Origin of the sequence: Pseudomonas sp. XWY-1 (assembly GCF_002953115.1) — a bacterium.
GTDB classification, from domain to species: Bacteria; Pseudomonadota; Gammaproteobacteria; order Pseudomonadales; family Pseudomonadaceae; genus Aquipseudomonas; species Aquipseudomonas alloputida.
This window is the reverse complement of the sequence record NZ_CP026332.1, coordinates 5,732,708-5,751,593: the sequence shown is the minus strand read 5'-3', so window position 1 is coordinate 5,751,593 and position 18,886 is coordinate 5,732,708. Positions and strand designations below refer to the sequence as shown.

The 18,886-nt window shown below is 63.5% G+C and carries 12 protein-coding genes; 5 read left to right on the top strand and 7 right to left on the bottom strand.

Annotation, left to right across the window (positions count from 1 at the left end; translation table 11 throughout):
- Positions 1 to 19: 19 nt before the first annotated feature.
- Together PRJ_RS26865 and PRJ_RS26860 are read left to right on the top strand one after the other, a co-directional pair.
- Complete coding sequence (locus tag PRJ_RS26865; RefSeq protein ID WP_104962810.1) at positions 20 to 838, top strand: alpha/beta fold hydrolase; 819 nt, start codon at positions 20 to 22, stop codon at positions 836 to 838.
- 340 nt (positions 839 to 1,178) lie between these two features.
- Positions 1,179 to 3,020 (top strand): amidohydrolase, encoded by a 1,842-nt coding sequence (locus PRJ_RS26860; RefSeq protein WP_162497241.1) that lies wholly within the window; start codon positions 1,179 to 1,181, stop codon positions 3,018 to 3,020.
- A gap of 178 nt (positions 3,021 to 3,198) precedes the next feature.
- On the opposite strand, the gene PRJ_RS26855 is transcribed toward PRJ_RS26860, so the two are convergent.
- The 3 genes from PRJ_RS26855 to PRJ_RS26840 all read right to left on the bottom strand — a co-directional run bounded on the left by PRJ_RS26855 (position 3,199) and on the right by PRJ_RS26840 (position 7,180).
- On the bottom strand, positions 3,199 to 4,797 hold the full coding sequence (locus tag PRJ_RS26855) for an MFS transporter (protein ID WP_104962808.1): 1,599 nt from the start codon (positions 4,795 to 4,797) through the stop codon (positions 3,199 to 3,201).
- A 1-nt stretch (position 4,798) separates the two neighbouring features.
- The gene (locus PRJ_RS26850) at positions 4,799 to 6,061 is read right to left on the bottom strand and encodes an OprD family porin (protein ID WP_104962807.1); all 1,263 of its coding nucleotides are present in this window, start codon (positions 6,059 to 6,061) and stop codon (positions 4,799 to 4,801) included.
- A 207-nt stretch (positions 6,062 to 6,268) separates the two neighbouring features.
- Entirely contained in the window at positions 6,269 to 7,180 is a 912-nt protein-coding gene (locus PRJ_RS26840) for a LysR substrate-binding domain-containing protein (protein WP_010955764.1), read from the bottom strand.
- Positions 7,181 to 7,408: 228 nt separating this feature from the next.
- Here PRJ_RS26840 and ycaC (PRJ_RS26835) point away from each other — a divergent pair, with 228 nt between their 5' ends.
- Entirely contained in the window at positions 7,409 to 8,038 is a 630-nt protein-coding gene (ycaC, locus tag PRJ_RS26835) for an isochorismate family cysteine hydrolase YcaC (protein WP_012274792.1), read from the top strand.
- A 348-nt stretch (positions 8,039 to 8,386) separates the two neighbouring features.
- Here the strand turns inward: ycaC (PRJ_RS26835) and PRJ_RS26830 are convergent, their stop codons facing one another.
- From PRJ_RS26830 to PRJ_RS26810, 3 genes are all read right to left on the bottom strand, one after another.
- The gene (locus PRJ_RS26830; protein WP_012054079.1) at positions 8,387 to 8,680 is read right to left on the bottom strand and encodes a hypothetical protein; all 294 of its coding nucleotides are present in this window, start codon (positions 8,678 to 8,680) and stop codon (positions 8,387 to 8,389) included.
- Positions 8,681 to 9,370: 690 nt separating this feature from the next.
- On the bottom strand, positions 9,371 to 11,158 hold the full coding sequence (locus tag PRJ_RS26815) for a monovalent cation:proton antiporter-2 (CPA2) family protein (RefSeq protein WP_104962806.1): 1,788 nt from the start codon (positions 11,156 to 11,158) through the stop codon (positions 9,371 to 9,373).
- 198 nt (positions 11,159 to 11,356) lie between these two features.
- Positions 11,357 to 12,343: a GlxA family transcriptional regulator gene (locus tag PRJ_RS26810; RefSeq protein ID WP_014592824.1), complete on the bottom strand. Its 987-nt coding sequence runs from the start codon at positions 12,341 to 12,343 to the stop codon at positions 11,357 to 11,359.
- A gap of 180 nt (positions 12,344 to 12,523) precedes the next feature.
- Here PRJ_RS26810 and PRJ_RS26805 point away from each other — a divergent pair, with 180 nt between their 5' ends.
- Complete coding sequence (locus PRJ_RS26805; RefSeq protein ID WP_020192890.1) at positions 12,524 to 12,886, top strand: AraC family transcriptional regulator; 363 nt, start codon at positions 12,524 to 12,526, stop codon at positions 12,884 to 12,886.
- 71 nt (positions 12,887 to 12,957) lie between these two features.
- On the top strand, positions 12,958 to 13,584 hold the full coding sequence (gene ycaC, locus PRJ_RS26800; RefSeq protein ID WP_003253573.1) for an isochorismate family cysteine hydrolase YcaC: 627 nt from the start codon (positions 12,958 to 12,960) through the stop codon (positions 13,582 to 13,584).
- 93 nt (positions 13,585 to 13,677) lie between these two features.
- Here ycaC (PRJ_RS26800) and PRJ_RS26795 read toward each other — a convergent pair whose 3' ends face one another.
- The gene (locus PRJ_RS26795; protein WP_104962805.1) at positions 13,678 to 18,726 is read right to left on the bottom strand and encodes an ATP-binding sensor histidine kinase; all 5,049 of its coding nucleotides are present in this window, start codon (positions 18,724 to 18,726) and stop codon (positions 13,678 to 13,680) included.
- Between the last annotated feature and the right edge of the window lie 160 nt (positions 18,727 to 18,886).

Below are 18,886 nucleotides of genomic sequence, written 5' to 3'. Positions count from 1 at the left end.
CTTTCAAGGAGATACCGCTATGAGCACGTTCGTTACCCGCGATGGCACTTCGATCTATTTCAAGGACTGGGGCAGCGGCAAGCCCGTGCTGTTCAGCCACGGCTGGCCGCTGGATGCCGACATGTGGGATTCGCAGATGGAGTTCCTGGCCAGCCGCGGTTACCGCGCCATCGCCTTCGACCGCCGGGGTTTCGGCCGCTCGAGCCAGCCGTGGAACGGTTACGACTACGACACCTTCGCCGATGACATTGCCCAGCTGATCGGGCACCTCGACCTGCGCGATGTCACCCTGGTGGGCTTCTCGATGGGGGGCGGTGATGTCAGCCGCTATATCGCCTGCCACGGCAGCGAGCGGGTGGCCGGGCTGGTGTTGCTGGGCGCGGTGACGCCAGTGTTCGGCAAGCGTGACGATAATCCTGACGGTGTCGACCTGTCGGTGTTCGAGGGCATCCGGGCCGGCCTGCGTGCTGACCGCGCGCAGTTCCTCGCCGATTTCGCCACGCCGTTCTACGGCCTGAACCATGGGCAGCAGGTGTCCCAGGGTGTGCAGACGCAGACCCTGAACATTGCGCTGATGGCGTCAATCAAAGGCACCCTGGACTGTGTGACGGCCTTCTCGGAGACCGATTTCCGTCCCGACATGGCCAAGGTCGATGTGCCGACGTTGGTGATCCATGGCGATGACGACCAGATCGTGCCGTTCGAGACCACTGGCAAGCAGGCGGCGGAGCTGATTCGCGGTGCCGAGCTGAAGGTGTATGCCGGGGCGCCGCACGGGTTTGCGGTGACCCATGCGCAGCAGCTGAATGAGGACTTGCTGGCGTTCCTTCAGCGGTAATTGTGGGAAACACTCGCGGGTAAACCCGCCCCTACAGACGTTGTAGGAGCGGGTTTACCCGCGAAGAGGCCGGCCCAGGCAGCAAAAAGCTTGACCAGGGCTAACCTTCTTCAACCCACCGCACATCCATTCAAGCCCAGGCCTTGCATCAACCGGCATGCTTCGCAGTCCCCCTGCCGGCCCCTAGTCGGAGAAGCCCATGTCCCAGGATCGCAACGACAAGACCCGTCGCCAGTTCCTCGCCACCAGCACTGTGCTCGGTGCCGCTGGCGCGCTCTGGTCCGCATTGCCTTTTACCGGCCAAGCCGGTTCCGCTCACGCATCCACGCAAGGAGGTTCCATGACCGCCGACCTGATTCTGTTCAACGGCAAACTGCACACCGTTGACCGCGAAAAGCCCACCGCGACCGCCGTCGCCATCAAGGACGGCCGCTTCATCGCCGTGGGCAGCGACGCCGAGGCCATGGCCCACAAGGGTGCTGCCTCGCAGATCATCGACCTCAAGCAGCGCACGGTGATCCCGGGCCTCAATGACTCGCACCTGCACCTGATCCGTGGCGGTCTGAACTACAACCTCGAGCTGCGTTGGGAAGGGGTGCCGTCAGTCGCCGATGCCCTGCGCATGCTCAAGGACCAGGCTGCGCGCACGCCTACCCCGCAGTGGGTGCGCGTGGTCGGTGGCTGGAACGAGTTCCAGTTCGCCGAAAAGCGCATGCCCACCCTTGAAGAAATCAACCAGGCCGCACCCGACACCCCGGTGTTCCTGCTGCACCTGTACGACCGCGCGTTGCTCAACCGCGCCGCGCTCAAGGCCGTCGGCTACACCAAGGAAACGCCGAACCCGCCGGGTGGCGAGATCCAGCGCGACAAGTTTGGTAACCCCACCGGCATGCTGATCGCCCGCCCTAACGCGATGATCCTCTACGCCACGCTGGCCAAGGGGCCTAAGCTGCCGCTGGAGTATCAGGTCAACTCCACTCGCCAGTTCATGCGTGAACTCAACCGGCTGGGCCTGACCAGCGCCATCGACGCCGGCGGCGGCTACCAGAACTTCCCCGACGACTACTCCGTGATCCAGGAGCTGGCCGACAACGATCAGCTGACCGTACGCATCGCCTACAACCTGTTCACCCAGAAACCCAAGGAAGAACTGGACGACTTCAAGAAGTGGACCTCCAGCGTCAAGCTGCACAGCGGTACCGACTTCCTGCGCCACAATGGCGCTGGCGAAATGCTGGTGTTCTCTGCCGCCGACTTCGAGGACTTCCTCGAGCCGCGCCCGGACTTGCCGCAGACCATGGAAGAGGAACTGGAGCCGGTGGTGCGCCACCTGGTCGAGCAGCGCTGGCCATTCCGCCTGCACGCCACCTACAACGAATCGATCACGCGCATGCTCGACGTGTTCGAGAAGGTCAACCGCGACATTCCATTCAACGGCCTGCCCTGGTTCTTCGACCACGCCGAAACCATCACCCCGCAGAACATCGAGCGTGTGCGTGCGCTGGGCGGTGGTATTGCCATCCAGGACCGCATGGCCTTCCAGGGTGAGTACTTCGTCGACCGCTACGGCGCCAAGGCCGCCGAGCAGACCCCGCCGATCAAACGCATGCTCGAGATGGGCGTGCCGGTGGGCGCGGGTACCGATGCCACTCGGGTGTCCAGCTACAACCCATGGACCTCACTGTACTGGCTGGTCAGCGGCAAGACGGTCGGTGGCATGGAGCTGTACCCGGAAGGCCTGAGCCGTGACACCGCGCTGCAACTGTTCACCCAGGGCAGCGCCTGGTTCTCCAGCGAGCAAGGCAAGAAGGGCCAGATCAAGGTGGGCCAGCTGGCTGACCTGGCCGCGTTGTCGCTGGACTTCTTCAGTGTCGATGAAGAGGCGATCAAGGGCATCGAGTCGGTGCTGACCATCGTTGATGGCAAGGTGGTGTACGGTGCTGGCGAGTTCGACAAGCTTGGCCCGCCGCAGGTGCCGGTGCTGCCCGAGTGGTCGCCGGTGACCAAGGTGCCGGGGCACTGGCGCGTCGGTACGCCATCGTTGGCAGCCACCGTGCACCAGTGCAGCGGGCCTTGTGGTGTGCATGCGCACAGCCACGAAAAGGCGCGGCATTCGAGCGTGCCGGTAAATGACTTCCAGGGCTTCTGGGGGGCGCTGGGCTGTTCGTGCTTCGCTTTCTAAGGTGAGCTGATGTGAAGAACGGGGGGCCAATAACTGGCCCCTTTTTTGTGTTTTCAGTGCCGGCCCTTTCGCGGGTAAACCCGCTCCTACAACGGCCTGTTTCCAACGTCCGGTGTGTGTCTACCGCAGATCATGTGTAGGAGCGGGTTCACCCGCGATTGGGCCGTAAGGGCCGGCATCAATGGTGTGCCTTATGCTCCCCACCAGCCAATAGATGCCGAATCCGCACCTCAACCCCATCGGTCTGCAGCATCCTGACCCGCGCCTCGATCTTCAGTTCGCCACGGGTCACCCGATGGTGATGCCGCAGATGCTCCAGCCATGATTCCTCGAAGAAGAACTCCAGCCACAACGCCGGATCAGCACTGTCCCGCATCAACCCCCACGACAATGCGCCATTGCGCTTGCGCATCGCTTCCAGCTCCTGCGCCGCCTGCTGGAAGGCCTCGGCCTTGGTGGGGGCGATGTGGTACTCGACGGTGACCATCACCGGTCCGGCTTCCTTGTCCATGTCATCGCTCAACACCGGCACCGGCCAATGCAGCGACGGCGTCAGCTCCTCTGCTTCGGTTTCCGGCAGCGCCACCTTGCAGGTCAGCAAGGTACCCAGCGCCAGGCCGCCTGCGGCCACCAGCAGGCTGAAGGTGAGCGTTGCATGGCTGGCCAGCGTGCCCCACAGCAGGCCACCACAGGCCATGGCGCCGAAGAAAATCAGAATGTATACCGACAAAGCCCGCGCCCGTACCCAGGCTGGCACCGAAGTCTGTGCAGCCACTTGCAGATTGGACAGCACCGCGATCCACGCCGCGCCGCTGAGCAGCATCGCTGGCAACAGCACATAGAAATTGCGCACCAACGCCAGGGCCAGCAGGAACAGGGCATACAGCAGGCTGGCCAGTAACACCAGGCGGTCACGGCTGATGCGCTCACGCAGGCGCGGCAGCAAGGTGGCGCCCGCCACTGCGCCAATACCGATGGCCGCCAGCAGCAGGCCGAAGTCCGCTGCAGTGCCGTGCATCTCGCCACGCACGATCAGTGGCAGCAGCGAAGTGCCGGCGCTGGCGCAGAAAAAGAACGCCAACGCGCGTAGCATCACGGCCTGCAAAGGCTTGGCACTGCGGGCAAAGCGCAACCCGGTGCGCATGGCGCCAACGAAGCGTTCGGCCGGCAGCAGTGGTTCCTTCACCTCGCGCTTCCACAGGAACAACACCAGAATCACACCCGCGAACGAGATGGCATTCAGGGCAAAGGTCAGCCACGGGCCGACCATGCTCACCACCACCCCCGCCAGTGCCGGGCCGATGGCCCGTGACACGTTGATGCCGACACTGGAGAGCGCCACCGCGTTGGCCAGGTCCTCCTTGCCCACCAGTTCTGGTGTCAGTGCGCTCCACGCCGGCATCATCAGCGCTGTACCAATGCCCAGTGCCAGGGTCAGCACCAGCAGCAAGGTGACGTTCATCATCCCGAGCAACGTCAGGGCCGCCAGCACAACCGCTACACAAGACATCCACAGTTGCACCAGCAACAGGTAGCGGCGTTTGTCGACGATGTCCGCCGCTGCGCCGGCCGGCAGGGCCAGGAAGAACATCGGCAGCGAGCCGGCTACCTGGATCAACGCCACGTGCAGCGGGCTGGCTGACAGCGTGGTCATCAGCCAGCCGGCGCCCACCTCGTGCATCCAGGTGCCGATGTTGGAGGCGATGGTGGCGATCCACAGCATGCGGAAGGTGGTGTTACGCAACGGGCTCCAGGCACCTGAAGGTGATGTGCTCATGTCAGAAGCTGCCTTTGAGTGGGTATTCGATGATCAGGTAGATGCGGTCGATATCATCGCCCGCCTGGGCCTGGTTGGCGCGGTGGCTGACGTGGGAGAGCGACAGGCTCAGGTCCCTGGCAGCCCCCGACTGCACCACGTATTTCAGGTCGATGTCGCGCTCCCAGTGCTTGCCGCCGTCGCCGTACTGGTTCACATAGGCGCCGCCCGCAGGCGCATGGCTGCCGTCGATGCCGCGGCCGCTGACATAGCGGCCCATCAGGCTCAGGCCAGGTGCACCGAGGGTGGCGAAGTTCAGGTCGTAGCGCAGTTGCCACGAGTGCTCGCCAGGGCCGTTGAAGTCGGCGTACTTGATCGCGTTGGCCAGGTAGATGGAGTCGCCGCCGACGAAGTCGAACGGGGTGTCGCCCTCGACCTTCTGGTAGGCCACGCTCAGCGCCTGGGCGCCGAAGCTGTACTTGGCCAGCAGGCTATAGGCGAGGGTGTCGATCGCCCCGGCGCTGGCGTTGCCGGTGTCGCGGGTTTTGTACAGGTTGCCGTCCAGGCGCCAGTTGCCTTGGGCCAGGTTCAGGTTGAGGTAGGCCTGGCGCCAGGTGTTTTCCAGTTGCCCGGCATACAGTGCGGCGCCGAACGGCCCGTTGGGTGCGAAGGTGGCACCGGCCAGGCTGATGGCCCGGTTGTGGGTGGTCGCGCCGTAGCCACTGAAGTCGTCGTGGGTGGAGCTGTTGTCCTGGTTGTTGAAGGCAGTGAAACGCCCGGCCTGCACGCGCCAGTCGGGCTGGTCGGTGTTTTCCACCCACCAGCCGGTGGCGTATTCCGGGTGCAGGCGTTTGTCACCGGTGTCGAACACCGGGGTTTCCACCATCATCTCGCCATAGCGCAGTTGGGTGTTGCCTAACTGCATTTTGAGCGCGGCACCGGCACTGGAGTACTCGGACTCGGCGCGGCTGTCGCTGTCGCGTGGCAGCAGGCCGGTGCCGCTATGGCCGCGGCCGCCGTCGAGCTTGAGACCAAGAAAGCCATGGGCATCGATGCCGACGCCGACAGTGCCTTCGGTGAAACCGGAACGCACCTCGCCGATGAAGCCTTGGGCCCATTCCTGGCGGTAGTTCTGGCCGCTGCCGGAGGGCGAGCGGAAGTCACTGTGCAGGAAATAGTTGCGGCTGAGCAGCGACCAGCCGGGTTCATCGGCCTGGCTGAGCGCCGGCCAGAGGGCGAGGGTGGCGAGCAGGGCGCGGCTTGGTCCGTGAGTGGCGCGGATCATGAGGGGCTCCGGGGGATGATCCGGGAGTGTGGAAGAAGAGTAGACCCAAGGTCTTGTAAGGGTGTGCTGGGTGGGGATTTGCATTGCCTGTACCGGCCCTTTCGCGGCTAAAGCCGCTCCTACAGGGCCACCACTGGCCCCGAGCCTTGTGCAATACCTGTGGGAGCGGGCATGCCCGCGAAGAGGCCGGCTCAGCCAGCCAGGCACTCAAGCCATGTCGCTGATGGCGAACTCCTCAGCCAGATGATCGATCAGCGCTCGCACCGAAGGCAGCAACCCACGTCGCGATGGGAAGATCGCATGCACGATACCGCAACGCGGGTGCCAGTCCGGAATCAGCTCAACCAGACGTCCCGCCGCCAGATCCTCACGCACCGCCACCCGCGGCAAGTGGGCGATCCCCACTCCGGCCACCACGAAATGGCGCAGGGCAAACAGGTCGTCAGTCACCATGCGTGGTGTATGCGGGATGACGATGCTGCGGCTGTTGTCCTCACCCTGGAACAGTTCCCACTGGTACTCGCGCTGTGCACTGCCCCAATGCACGCTGGGTAGTGTGCCCAGCAGCTGTGGGTCAAACCCTTTGGGCAGTTGCGCCAGGTATTGAGGCTGGCCGACCAGGCACTGGGTGCTGTTGCTCAGCACCTTCATCACCATGTCAGTGTTCTCCAGCGGCGGAAAGCGCACCCGCAGAGCAATATCGAAGCCCTCGTGCAACAGGTCGACACGGCGGTTGGTACTTTCGATGAACAGCTCCACCTGCGGGTACTTGAGCATGTAGCGGGTCAGCATCGGCCCGACCCAGGAGTTGAGCAGGGTGGTCGGGCAACTGATGCGCACCAGGCCGCGCGGTTCGCTGCGGTTGCGCTCGATGATTTCCGCCGCGCCCTCGGCCTCCACGCGCATGGCCAGGCAGCGGTTGTAATAGGCCTGGCCGATTTCGGTCAGCGAGCAGTGACGGCTGGTGCGGTTCAACAGCCGCACACCCAGGCGGTCTTCAAGGTCGGCGATTCGCCGGCTGAGCTTCGACTTGGGCATGTCCAGCGCCCGCCCGGCCGGGGCGAAGCCGCCATGTTCGACGACCTGGGTGAAGTAGTAGAGGGAGTTGAGGTCTTCCAATGATCGGTCTCCGGGTATTTGGTTGCCTGTGCCGGCCTCTTCGCTAGTAGGAGCGGCTTTAGCCGCGAAGAGGCCGGCACAGCCCCTACAAATCCATCGTTCATAAATCAGAACGCTAAAGCCAGATTCTGCTAACTACCGCCGCAAAGGTGATGATTTTAATCTGTGCCCATCAACGCGAAACACCCCGGATTGCTGAAAAATTCATAACCCTTGGGAGCACAGACCATGAGCAAATTCACCTACAACCGCCTGAACAAAGACGACGCTGCCGTACTGCTGGTCGACCACCAGGCTGGCCTGCTGTCGCTGGTGCGCGATATCGAGCCAGACAAGTTCAAGAACAACGTGCTGGCGCTGGCTGACCTGGCCAAGTTCTTCAACCTGCCGACCATCCTCACCACCAGCTTCGAGCAAGGCCCCAACGGCCCGCTGGTGCCGGAACTGAAAGCCCTGTTCCCGGATGCGCCGTACATTGCCCGCCCTGGCCAGATCAACGCCTGGGACAACGAGGATTTCGTCAAGGCGGTGAAGGCGACCGGCAAGAAGCAGCTGATCATTGCAGGTGTTGTGACTGAAGTGTGCGTAGCTTTCCCGGCCCTGTCTGCGCTGGAAGAAGAGTTTGACGTGTTCGTGGTGACTGATGCTTCCGGCACCTTCAATGAAATGACCCGTGATGCCGCGCATGACCGCATGAGCCAGGCGGGTGCCCAACTGATGACCTGGTTCGGCGTGGCCTGCGAGCTGCACCGCGACTGGCGCAACGATGTCGAAGGGCTGGCTGCACTTTGCTCCAACCACATTCCGGATTATCGCAACCTGATGACCAGCTATAACGCGCTGACTGCGGGTAAGTAATCAACCACCAGCAACGCGCACAAAGGCCGGCTCTCTCTATAGGGAGCCGGTTTTTTTGTTGCGCTTTGTTCCAGTCGTTGACCTGTATTGGCGGCATTGTTAGCGTTTCACCCGAGCGCGAAGCCAGTTGTCATTCAGCGGCAGTAACTGGATCAGGAACCCCATCGATGGCTGAATCATCAGTGTAGGGTGAGACCTCCACACCCCGGCTTGAGGTGTGCATATGAATATCGAGCATCTGATGGGCCACTGGAAACAGTGGCCCTTTTCTGTGGTTGGTACTGACACCCGTGTCGACGAGGACTCTGTGGGAGCGGGTTCACCCGCGAAGAGGCCGATACAGGCGACTCAGTTCATGGGCTGTGACTCAATCCCATCCAGCAACGCCTCAACCAACCCTTCTGCCATTTCGAGTGCGTTCAGGTTGCTCCAGAATAGGCTCTTGCCTGTGTCATCCAGATGCTCCAAGGCTTTGTAGCCACAGTCGTAGGCGCCGCGCAGGTACTGGGCGACATGCACCAGGGCATCGTGGGCGGAAACGCCTGGGTTTACGGTGAACAATGGGGGATGGCCGGCATCGCAGCGGCTGAAAGAGCGTTGTGTGGTGTTGGGGAGGGGTGGATCGGGGACGATTCTTTTCATGGCAATTCCTTCTCCAGGATTGAACTGCAACCACCCGTTTCCACGCAGAAGGCGGCAGTTGTGCGCGGGGTGGAAAACCGGTGAGAAGGCAAGCCGGTAGGCCAAACGGCCTCACGCGCACAACTGCCATAACGGCAGCCCTTCATCACATCCGGGTTTCCACACCCGATCGCTGAACCGACAGCGACCCGGTTAGCCTAGAGAGCAGGCCTTCCCTGGACAATCAGACGGGCGTCGACACGGTGTGTAGGATAATTCCTTGGGATTGGCGTGAACGTAGGAAATGGTTCGCGGGGAAGTAGGACCCAGCTGAGAATTAGACGATTTTTTGATGGTTTTTGTGTGTTCGCGTAATGGCGGCGAGGTGATCGTCAGGAAATTGCAGGATGGCTTCCAGGTGCCTGGCGATAGTTTTTGGGCGCCCATGAGATCGAGCGCCGCCCGCGCGGCGCTTCGCGGGTAAACCCGCTCCTACGTTTGTTTCTGGCCAATCCCTCCTGTGCCAGGCGCGCGCGACCGCCTTGTTTGTACGACGCGATATCGAGGCGTGCGCCAGGGGGGCTCGCGTGCGCGTCCCACAGGAATAATTGGCCCGAAACAAATGTAGGAGCGGGTTTACCCGCGAAGCGCCGCGCGGGCGGCGCTCGATCTCACAGGCACTACAACCCTCAAGGCATGCGCCAAAAGACCTCAGTCCGCATCCGAATCAAACAACCGCTCCAGCTCCACCCGCGCCTCCTTGCCCGTCTGCATCACCTTGGCCCGGTCATCACGCACTTGCCCCTGGGCCTCCAGCACCTCTTCGTCATGCTGGGTAAACCGTGCAATGCGGTCCGCCGCCTGTTCATCGCTCAGGCCCAACCCCACCAGTGCCCGGCGGGCCATTTCCAGGCTGGAGTGGTATGTCTCGCGAATCGGCTCGGCGCCCACATCCGCCAGTTTGTGCACGTGCTGGCGGTTACGCGCGCGGGCCAGCACTTTCAGGTGCGGGTACAGGCGTTTCACCCGTTCAGCGCTACGAATGGCGGCTTCCGGGTCATCGATGGTGATGATGAAGTACTCCGCCTCACCCACCTTGGCCGCATGCAGTACTTCGGGGCGCAGCGGGTTACCGTAGAACACCGGCACCTGTTCGAACATACGGGTCATCTCGATGGCATCCACCGAGGTTTCCAGGGCAACGAACGGGATCTTCTGTGCCCGCAGGATACGCGCGACGATCTGGCCCATGCGGCCCATGCCGGCGATTACCACCCGCGGCGTGCCGGCGTCGATGGCCTTGTAATGGTCGGGCACTTCACGCACTGGCTGCGCGCGTTTGAGGGCACGGGCGCAGCCAATCATGAGCAGCGGGGTGATGGCCATCGAAAGAGTAATGGTCATCAGCAGCAGGTCGTAGGTCTGGGTATCGAACAGACCCTGGTCCTTGCCCAGCTTGAACACCACAAAGGCAAACTCGCCGCCGGCGGCCAGCACCATGCCCAGTTGCAGCGCGCTGGCGCCGCTCAGGCCGCCGACCAGGCGTCCGGTGCCGACCAGCAGCACCAGCTTCACGGCCACCAGCAACAGGGTCAGCCCCAGCACCACCAGCGGCATCTCCAGCAGCAGGTGCAGGTTTGCACCCATCCCGACGCTGATGAAGAACAGCCCCAGCAGCAGGCCCTTGAAGGGTTCAATCTGTGATTCCAGCTCGTGGCGGTATTCCGAGTCTGCCAGCAGCAGGCCGGCGAGGAAGGCGCCCAGGGCCATGGAAATACCGGCTTGTTCCATGAGCCAGGCGGTGCCGATCACCACCAGCAGGGCGGTGGCAGTGGACACTTCCGGCAGGCCGGTGCGAGCCACGGTGCGGAACACCGGGCGCAACAGGTAGCGGCCACCGATGATGACCACGGCGATGCTGGCGAATACCTTCAGCCCATTCTCCAGGCTGTCGCCACTGCTGGTTTCCGGGCCAGTGGCGGCCAGCAGTGGTACCAAGGCGATCAGCGGGATCGCGGCGATGTCCTGGAACAACAGGATGGCGAACGCCAGACGGCCGTGCGGGGCATTGAGCTGTTTGTTCTCTGCCAGGCTCTGCAGGCCAAGGGCGGTTGACGAAAGCGCCAGGCCCAGACCGAGCACGATGGCCGCGGGCAGCGTCTGGCTGAAGCCGAACAGGGCGATGGCGCCGATAACCGCGCCGGTCAGCAACACTTGGGCAGTGCCAACACCGAACACCGACTTGCGCATCAGCCACAAGCGTTTGGGCGACAGCTCCAGGCCGATGATGAACAGCAGCAAGACCACGCCCAGTTCGGAAATGTGCGCCACCCTTTCTGTGTCGTGGACCAGGCCAAGTGCTTGCGGGCCGATGACCACACCGGCGAGCAGGTAGCCGAGCATGGCACCCAGTTGCAAGCGCTTGGCCAGGGGGACGGCGAGGACGGCGGCAAGCAGGAAGATCACCGCGGTTTGCAGAAGGCTGCCTTCGTGTGGCATTGGCTCTTACTCCATGAGCTGCCGGGGCAGCGTTCGAACAGTTTGACGGACAATTCTGAGGGGTAGGGTGGCGTCAGACAATCATCTAACGGGAAGAAACATTGTCCTGTTCAGGGTGACAATCGGTGCCGGCGCTTATCTGGGCTCAAGGCCTGTGCTATCTCTGTGGGAGCGGGCGCGCCCGCGAAGAAGGCAGCGCTAATCCGACTGTTCACCGCCACCAAACTGTGCCCGATACTGCGCCGGCGTCATGCCAATTCGCTCAAAGAATACCTTGCGCATGTGTCGGTCACTGCCAAACCCGCACTGCGCCGCCACCACCTTCATCGGCAGGTCACCGCATTCGAGCAGCTTGCGCGCACGGTCGATGCGCGCATTCTGCAGGTACTGCAGCGGCGTAATGCCCACCTCGCGCAGAAACGTCCGGGCAAAGTTACGCCCGCTCATGGCCACCAGTTCGGCCATTTTCTGCACGGTGAACGCCTGCTCGATGTGGTCGACGATATAGGCCTGCACCCGGGCAATCGGCGAGTCATCGCGTGGTACCGCAGCCAGCAATGGCCCGTAGGGTGTCTGCCCACCCTGACGGTGGCGGGCTACCAGCAGTACCTTGGCTACTTCCAGGGCCAGCGCCTTGCCATGGTCCTCGGCGACCACCGCCAGTGCCAGGTCGATCCCTGCAGTGATACCGCCCGAGGTGATCAGGCAGCGGTCCATCACGTAAATCTGCTCGGTCTCCACCTTGGCTTCGGGAAACGCCTGTGCCAGGCGCTCCACGTAATTCCAGTGGGTGGTGCAGCGATAGCCATTGAGTAACCCGGCCCGCCCCAGCAGGAACACCCCGGTGCAGATGGCACCGAAGCGCTTCGCCTGGCGTACGGCCTTGGGCAGCCAGCGCTCGATCCCTGGCAGGGCGATGTCATAGGCCCCAGGGCCGCCCGGCACCAGCAACAGGTCGACGGCCTCCGGCAAGTCTTCCAGGCGCCGGTCGGCCACTACCTTCAGGCCGCATGAGCCGCGTACCACCGCCTGCCCCTCGGCCAAGGTCAGCAGCCGATATTGCCGTGCTGCAGGCAAGAACCGGTTGGCGATGGCAAATGCATCCATGGGACCGGTGACATCCAGCAGTAGCACATCATTGAACAGCACCATGGCCACGGTGCGGTGGGCGGGTTTTTCCTGCATACCTCTTTCGCCTTGAATGCCGGCCGCGGTTAGCGGCCAGAAGCTGAATACGAAACGCATCTTAAGGTATCGGCAAAACGCCCAGGGCCAGCAGCGCACAATTAACAACAATTCAGGTTTGGCTCAGGACTTCGTCATGTGCCGGGGGCGAGACTTTCCGTATTGAACAGGAGAGTCGCCATGTACCCTGGGACGCCCGAAGCGCCGCTGCAAACCCCCGGCGCACTCACGCCCGCGCGGCTGCGCCGGGCCAAGGAGCTGATGTTGCATAGCCCGTTGTCGATCATCGAGATCGCCGCGGTATGCAACCTTACCCGCAGCCATTTTTCCCGCGCGTTCAAAGTCAACACCGGCCTTTCGCCGCAGGCCTGGCGCCTGCTGGCGCGCATGGAAAAGGCCAAGCGCTTGCTTGCCACCGAGGCGCCTATCACCCACGTGAGCCTGGAATGCGGCTTTTGTGACCAGGCCCATTTCACCCGTGCTTTCAGCCGCCTGGTCGGCCAGCCACCCAAGGCCTGGCGGCAGGCGCAGACACTTTCTTAAGCCAATGCTATCCACCGGTATAACCCCTGCGGACAGTGCCGGCCCGTTATCCCAACCCAAGGAGTCACCCCATGAGCCAACCCGATTACAAGCGCCTGAACAAAGACGACGCCGTGGTGCTGCTGGTCGACCACCAGACCGGTCTGATCTCGCTGGTGCAGGATTTTTCGCCCAACGAATTCAAGAACAACGTGCTGGCCTTGGGCGACCTGGCCAAGTTCTTTGGCCTGCCGACCATCCTCACCACCAGCTTCGAGCAAGGCCCGAATGGCCCGCTGGTGCCCGAGCTGAAAGAGATGTTCCCGGATGCGCCGTACATTGCCCGTCCCGGCCAGATCAACGCCTGGGACAACGAAGACTTCGTCAAGGCAATCAAGGCCACGGGCCGCAAGCAACTGATCATCGCCGGTGTGGTGACCGATGTGTGCGTGGCATTCCCGACCCTGTCGGCGCTGGCGGAAGGTTTTGAAGTGTTCGTGGTGACCGATGCCTCGGGCACCTTCAACGAAACCGTGCAGCAAGCGGCTTGGGTACGCATGACCCAGGCGGGTGCGCAGATGATGAACTGGTTCTCGGTGGCCTGCGAACTGCACCGCGACTGGCGCAACGACATCGAAGGGCTGGGTAACCTGCTTTCGCAGCGTATCCCCAACTACCGCAACCTGATGAACAGCTACGCGGCGCTGGCCTCGCGTTGATGTAAACCTGTACTGGCCTCTTCGCGGGTAAACCCGCTCCTACAGCCGCGCCGACCGTAGGAGCGGGTTTACCCGCGAAGAGGCCGGCACAGGCTATGCGTGACTCACAGGCAGACTGAAACGAATCCGGCATCCACCCAACTGCGACACCAGCGCCTGCAGCTGCCCGCCGTGGGCCTGAGCGACCGAACTGCAGATCGCCAAGCCCATCCCCATGCCACCGGTCTTGGTGGTATGAAACGCATCGAATACGCGCTCACGCTCGTCCGCCGCGATCCCCGGCCCGTTGTCGTCCACGCAGATCTCCACCTCGTCCTCGACTACCGCCGACGTAATCTTCAGCACCCCGTCACAGCGATATCCCGCCAACGCTTCCAGGGCATTGGTAATCAGGTTGAACACCAGCTGCTGCAACTGCACCGGGTCGGCTGTCACGCACACCCCGGCCTTCAACCGTGTCTGCACATCCACCTTGCCCTTGGCGGCGTCGGCCGAGGTCAGGCGCACCACCTCGCGGATCAATTCGTCCAGCTTCACCGCCTTGAGTTGCATCGGTGACTGCTTGGCCAGGGACCGCAGCGCCCGCACGATGTTGCCGGCCCGTTCGCTGTCGTTGCGGATGTCTTCCAGGCCGGCAATCGCTTCTTCCAGGTCGGGTTTGGCGCGTTTCAGCCAGCGCAGGCTGGCCGCGGCATTGGAGGCGATGCCCAGGAGCGGCTGGCTGATTTCGTGGGCGATGGACGCTGACAGCTCATTCATCGCCTGCAAGTGCGCACTGCGCGCCAGTTCCGCACGCGAGCGGCGCAACTCAGCCTCCATCTGGGTGCGGATCTGGTTTTCCTCGGCCAGGCGCGTGTAGAACTTGGCCGTTTGTAGCGACACCGCTGCCTGCGAGGCGAGGATTTCCAGCATGGCCAGGCGCTGACTGCCGAACAGGTTGGGCACGAGGCGGTTTTCCAGGTACACCAGGCCGATCAGCACGCCCTGGATCACCAGCGGCAGGCACAGCACCGAGCGGGCGTTGCGCGCCTGCAGCTGTTGGCGGAAGGCCTCCGGGCACTCACTGAGGGCATCGTTGAGCACCAGCGGTTTGCGGGTGCGCATGGTGGTGTTGATGACCGACAACGGTGCCTGGGTCATGAACTTCTGGCAGTTGTCCATGCTCACGTGCAGCCCGGCATCGTCGATATAGGCCAGGGCGGCCATCTGGAACTCGGCGCCGCTTACAATCAGCAGCGCGCCATGGTCGGCACCGGAGTGCTGGGTCAGATGGCCCATCAGGGTTTCGATCAGGCCTTCGAGCAGCACTTCCTCAGACAGCGCCCGCGCGGCTTCGATGCCGGCTTCGAGGTCCAGCCTGGCCTGGTGGGTGGCGCGATAGGTCTCCTGAATCGGCTGGGTACGCAAAAACGGATGCAACGTCTCCAGCTGGTGCACCTTGCCGGTCGCGCCCCAGATGTGGAAGCAGTCGCGGGCAATGCGCAGGTGCAGGTTGGCGCCCGAGATCAGGCCGCTGGGGATGCACACCTCGGCCAGCTGTTCATGGGCCAGCGCCTGCTCGTGGATGAAGCCGGCAGCGGTGGCGGCGATTTGCGCCTGGTCGAAGCAGCGGATCGCGGCCAGGCCGTCGCCTTCGAGCTTGGCGATGACGCCCTCGATCAGCAACTGCTTGCTGCGGAAGGTGGCCGGGTTGAAGCCGGCCCAGCGGCTGAAGCGCTCGCGCAGGGCCTGCAGCTCGCGCAGCTTGTCGGCAAGGCTGCCGTGGGCCTCGGGGCTGCCCAGGGCCAGGCCGCGGAACAGGTGATAGTCGGCCAGGTTGATGTGCGCCGGTGCGGCCCAGGTGTTGTCGCCGGCCAATGCCAGGTCGCGCATGGCCTTCGGGATATTGCCCATGTAGAAGGCGCACATGGCGGCGAACAGGTGTTGGAAGAACCGCGTGGTGGGCGACCTCGAGGCGGTGGCCGGGGCGGGGCAGGGCATGCCGCTCAGGTTGGCGACGAACGCTTGCTGGGCCAGCAGGATCTGCTCGATATCGCCGTAGCCGTGGCGACGCACAGTGGCCAGGCCTTGCGTCACTTCCTCGACCACGTCCGGCAGGTAGCGGCCCATGAACAGCGAATCTGAAACCAGATGGTTGCAGGCATAGCAGCTCATTGCCAGGTCACCGCTCAGGCGCGCCGAGTCGACCGCGTCCAGCGCGGTACGTCGGGCGAATTCCATGGGCGAGGTCCAGGCGCTGACCTGGTCCAGGGCCAGCAGCGCGCTGGTCAGATCAGCGTCGAAACCGTGCCGTTCGATCAGCTTGAGCGCGGCCAGGCAACAGGCATGGCCATCATGGTAAGCGCCAAAACGCTCGGCAATCATCACGCCGTACCAGGCCATGCCGTAGGTGCTGCCAGGGGCAACGCCGTGCAGTAGCGACATCTCCATGAGCTTGGCCAGGTGCAGGAAGCAGATGTCGTCCTTCACGAAGAAGGATGATGACAGAGTGGCCAGCAGGCTGATGGCAACCGTCACTTCCTCCGAATCGGTGCGCGGCAGTGACTCCAGGCAATGCCGGTCCTTCTGTTCGATCAACGCCTGCACATGGGCATGACTGGCCTCGACCTGTTGCCAGTCGAGGCCCCGCACCGGGCTGATACCCAGCAAGTCCAGGCCGGCCAGGGCGCTGTCGATAGCCGCCTGATAGTCACCGCGCGAGGTGTACAGCAGTGCCTGCAGCCGGCACGCCCGCGCCTGGTCCAACACCGAGCGGGCACGCTGGCGGCATTCAGTGAGACGGGCCTCGGCCGCGATCGTGCGTGACAGTTGCATGTCGCACTCCGTCGCCATGCAGGCGATGGCAAAGCCATGCGTGGCGCGGCTTTCCAGCGTGGCGCTGTGCTGCAGCAACTGCTCGGCGGTGTGCAGGTAACCAGCGGCCTGCTCGAAGGTGCCCGCGTCGCGTGCGCATGATGCGGCTTCGCGTAAAAGCTGCAGGAACGCTTCGCAGTCATCCGCTGCAAACCCGCATGGGGTGGCGCGTTGTAGCTGGCTGGCGAGCTCGAACAACACCTCGTGCGTTCGCCCTGGCCAAGCCTGGCGCATGGCCAGGGCGATACGTGCATGCAGCGAGGCGCGCTGGTGCACGGGCGTGAGTGCATAAGCGGCCTCCATCACCCGGTCATGAGTGAAGCCCAAGCCGTTCTGGCCCGGTTGCAGGAAGCCAGCGCCAATCAAGGCTTTCAGGGGTTCGCCTGGCGGTTGGGCGAGCACTTGCCGAAGCAGGTGTTCATCGCAGTGGCTGCCCGCTGCGCTGACGACCCGCAACAGGTCGCGTTGCGGTGCCGGCAGGCGCTCCAGGCGGTGGACCATCAGGTCGGCGACATTGTCGGAGTAGCAGTGCCGGGCCACGGCCTGCAGGCACCAAGACCAGCGCATGGCCTGGGTGTCGAAGATGAACAGCTGGTCTTCGACCATGGCCCTGAGGATCTGGTTGATGAAAAACGGGTTGCCCGCCGTCTTGCCATGCACCCGTTCGGCCAGTTGAAATGCGGCCTCGGGGGCAACATGGAAGCGCTCGCCAATCAGCTCGGCCACCGCCCCAACGGCCAGCGGCCGCAGGTTCAGCGTGGTGCTGCGCACCGCTGCGGGTATGGCCAGCGTTGCGCTGGTGGTGGGCGTATCGTTGCACCGGGTAAAAATCAGCAGCAGGTTGGCCGGCGCTTCAGCCAGCAGTTGGGCCAACAGGTGCCGAGTGGCGTCGTCGGCCCATTGCAGGTCGTCGAAGAACAGCACCAGCGGTTGGCCAGGCCGGCTGAAAACCTGCAGGAATTCAATGATCGCGTGCAGTTCCTTCTGCAACGCAAGGCGCGTGGGCTTGGCGGGTAATTGGGGCAGGGGGCCGAGAATCAGTTGCAGGTCCGGGGCCAGTTTGCCGAGCAGACGACCATGACTTTTGATGCGGCGCTGGATTTCGCGGCGCAGGGTGACGAGGTCCTGACTGTTCTTGGCCAGCAACTGGGTAGTCAGGGCACCGAGTATTTCGATCCAGGGCGTGTAGGGCACTGCTTGGGTGTGGCTGTTGCATTTGCCGACGGCCCAGTAACCTTCGGCGTTGGCCTTGAGAGCGGCTTCGACCAGGCTCGATTTGCCCATGCCAGCAGCGCCGTTGATGACCAGGGCTTGTGGTTTGCTATCGCGATGCAAGGCCTTGAGCAGCAGGGTGATAGCCTTTTGCTCGGCGCCGCGGCCAAACAGGCGCGCGTGGCCGGGCGCTACCGGGTCGGCGCAGCCTGGGGTGAAGGGCGCCATGGATTTGTGGGCGGCCCACTGCCGCTGGCAGTGAGCCAAGTCCACTGCAAGGGCGCGCGCGCTCTGGTAGCGGGCGTCCGGCTCTTTGGCCAAGGCCTTTGCCAGGACCAGGCTGAGGGGGGGCGGCACCTTGCTGTCCACTTCGCTGGCCGCCCGCGGCTGCACACCAGCATGCAGCTGTCGCCAGTGCTGAGTGTCGCGCCCGGCCAGCGGCAGCTCGCCTACCAACAACTGGTAGAGGATTGCCCCCAGGGCATAGATGTCACTGCGTCGGTCGCTGCTGCTACCGTGCGGGCAAACCTGCTCCGGCGCCAGGTAGGCCCAGTTGCCGAGCGGGGTGCCCTGTTCGCTGATCCGCTCTGCTGGGTCGGCACGAAAGAAGCCCAGGCGCACCCGCTGGTGGGCGCGCAGGTACACATGTTCAGGCTGCAATGTACCGTGCAGCACATTGCGTTCGTGCGCTTGCGCCAACGCATGGGCAGCGTTCACCGCGATGTCGAGAAACGGCTCCAGCGCCGCAGGGCCTTCAGCGATCAGGTCGGCGACTGAGCGCCCGGCCGGGTACACCAGCAACGGGCCTTCGGCCGAGCGCACGAACGCCGAGGGGATCACCGCCCACTGCGGGTCCAGTTGCAGGCGGTAGTCACGTTCCAGGCGCTGACAGGCGGAAGGAGCCTCGAGCGGCGCGCGCACGGCGATCCAGGCCTGATTTGTGGCTGGGTCGCGCAGGCGGAAATAGCTGAGTTCACCTTCCTGGCCCAGCGCGCTGATCTCGCACCGCTTCAGCCAGCCCTCGTCGATTGACTGGTCGTAATCGATGGGCCTGTGGGCAAGGCGTTCATCGAGCATAAAGCACCCCCGCTAGCGACATCCTGAGGCGCGAGTATACGCAGCGGGCCCAGCATGGATGCGGGTTACAGCCTGCTTGGCAGGAACGGGCACGCTGTTGTCCGTTATCGTCCCCTTGGGGCAGGCGGGCTTTTGTATAGTCCTTGGGCCAACCTATCCC

Excerpts from the sequence above, each read along its gene's own strand:
- PRJ_RS26865 (WP_104962810.1), top strand. The coding sequence starts at position 20 with ATGAGCACGTTCGTTACCCGCGATGGCACTTCGATCTATTTCAAGGAC.
- PRJ_RS26860 (WP_162497241.1), top strand. The coding sequence starts at position 1,179 with ATGACCGCCGACCTGATTCTGTTCAACGGCAAACTGCACACCGTTGAC.
- PRJ_RS26855 (WP_104962808.1), bottom strand. The coding sequence starts at position 4,797 with ATGAGCACATCACCTTCAGGTGCCTGGAGCCCGTTGCGTAACACCACC.
- PRJ_RS26850 (WP_104962807.1), bottom strand. The coding sequence starts at position 6,061 with ATGATCCGCGCCACTCACGGACCAAGCCGCGCCCTGCTCGCCACCCTC.
- ycaC (WP_012274792.1), top strand. The coding sequence starts at position 7,409 with ATGAGCAAATTCACCTACAACCGCCTGAACAAAGACGACGCTGCCGTA.
- PRJ_RS26830 (WP_012054079.1), bottom strand. The coding sequence starts at position 8,680 with ATGAAAAGAATCGTCCCCGATCCACCCCTCCCCAACACCACACAACGC.
- PRJ_RS26815 (WP_104962806.1), bottom strand. The coding sequence starts at position 11,158 with ATGCCACACGAAGGCAGCCTTCTGCAAACCGCGGTGATCTTCCTGCTT.
- PRJ_RS26810 (WP_014592824.1), bottom strand. The coding sequence starts at position 12,343 with ATGCAGGAAAAACCCGCCCACCGCACCGTGGCCATGGTGCTGTTCAAT.
- PRJ_RS26805 (WP_020192890.1), top strand. The coding sequence starts at position 12,524 with ATGTACCCTGGGACGCCCGAAGCGCCGCTGCAAACCCCCGGCGCACTC.
- ycaC (WP_003253573.1), top strand. The coding sequence starts at position 12,958 with ATGAGCCAACCCGATTACAAGCGCCTGAACAAAGACGACGCCGTGGTG.
- PRJ_RS26795 (WP_104962805.1), bottom strand. The coding sequence starts at position 18,726 with ATGCTCGATGAACGCCTTGCCCACAGGCCCATCGATTACGACCAGTCA.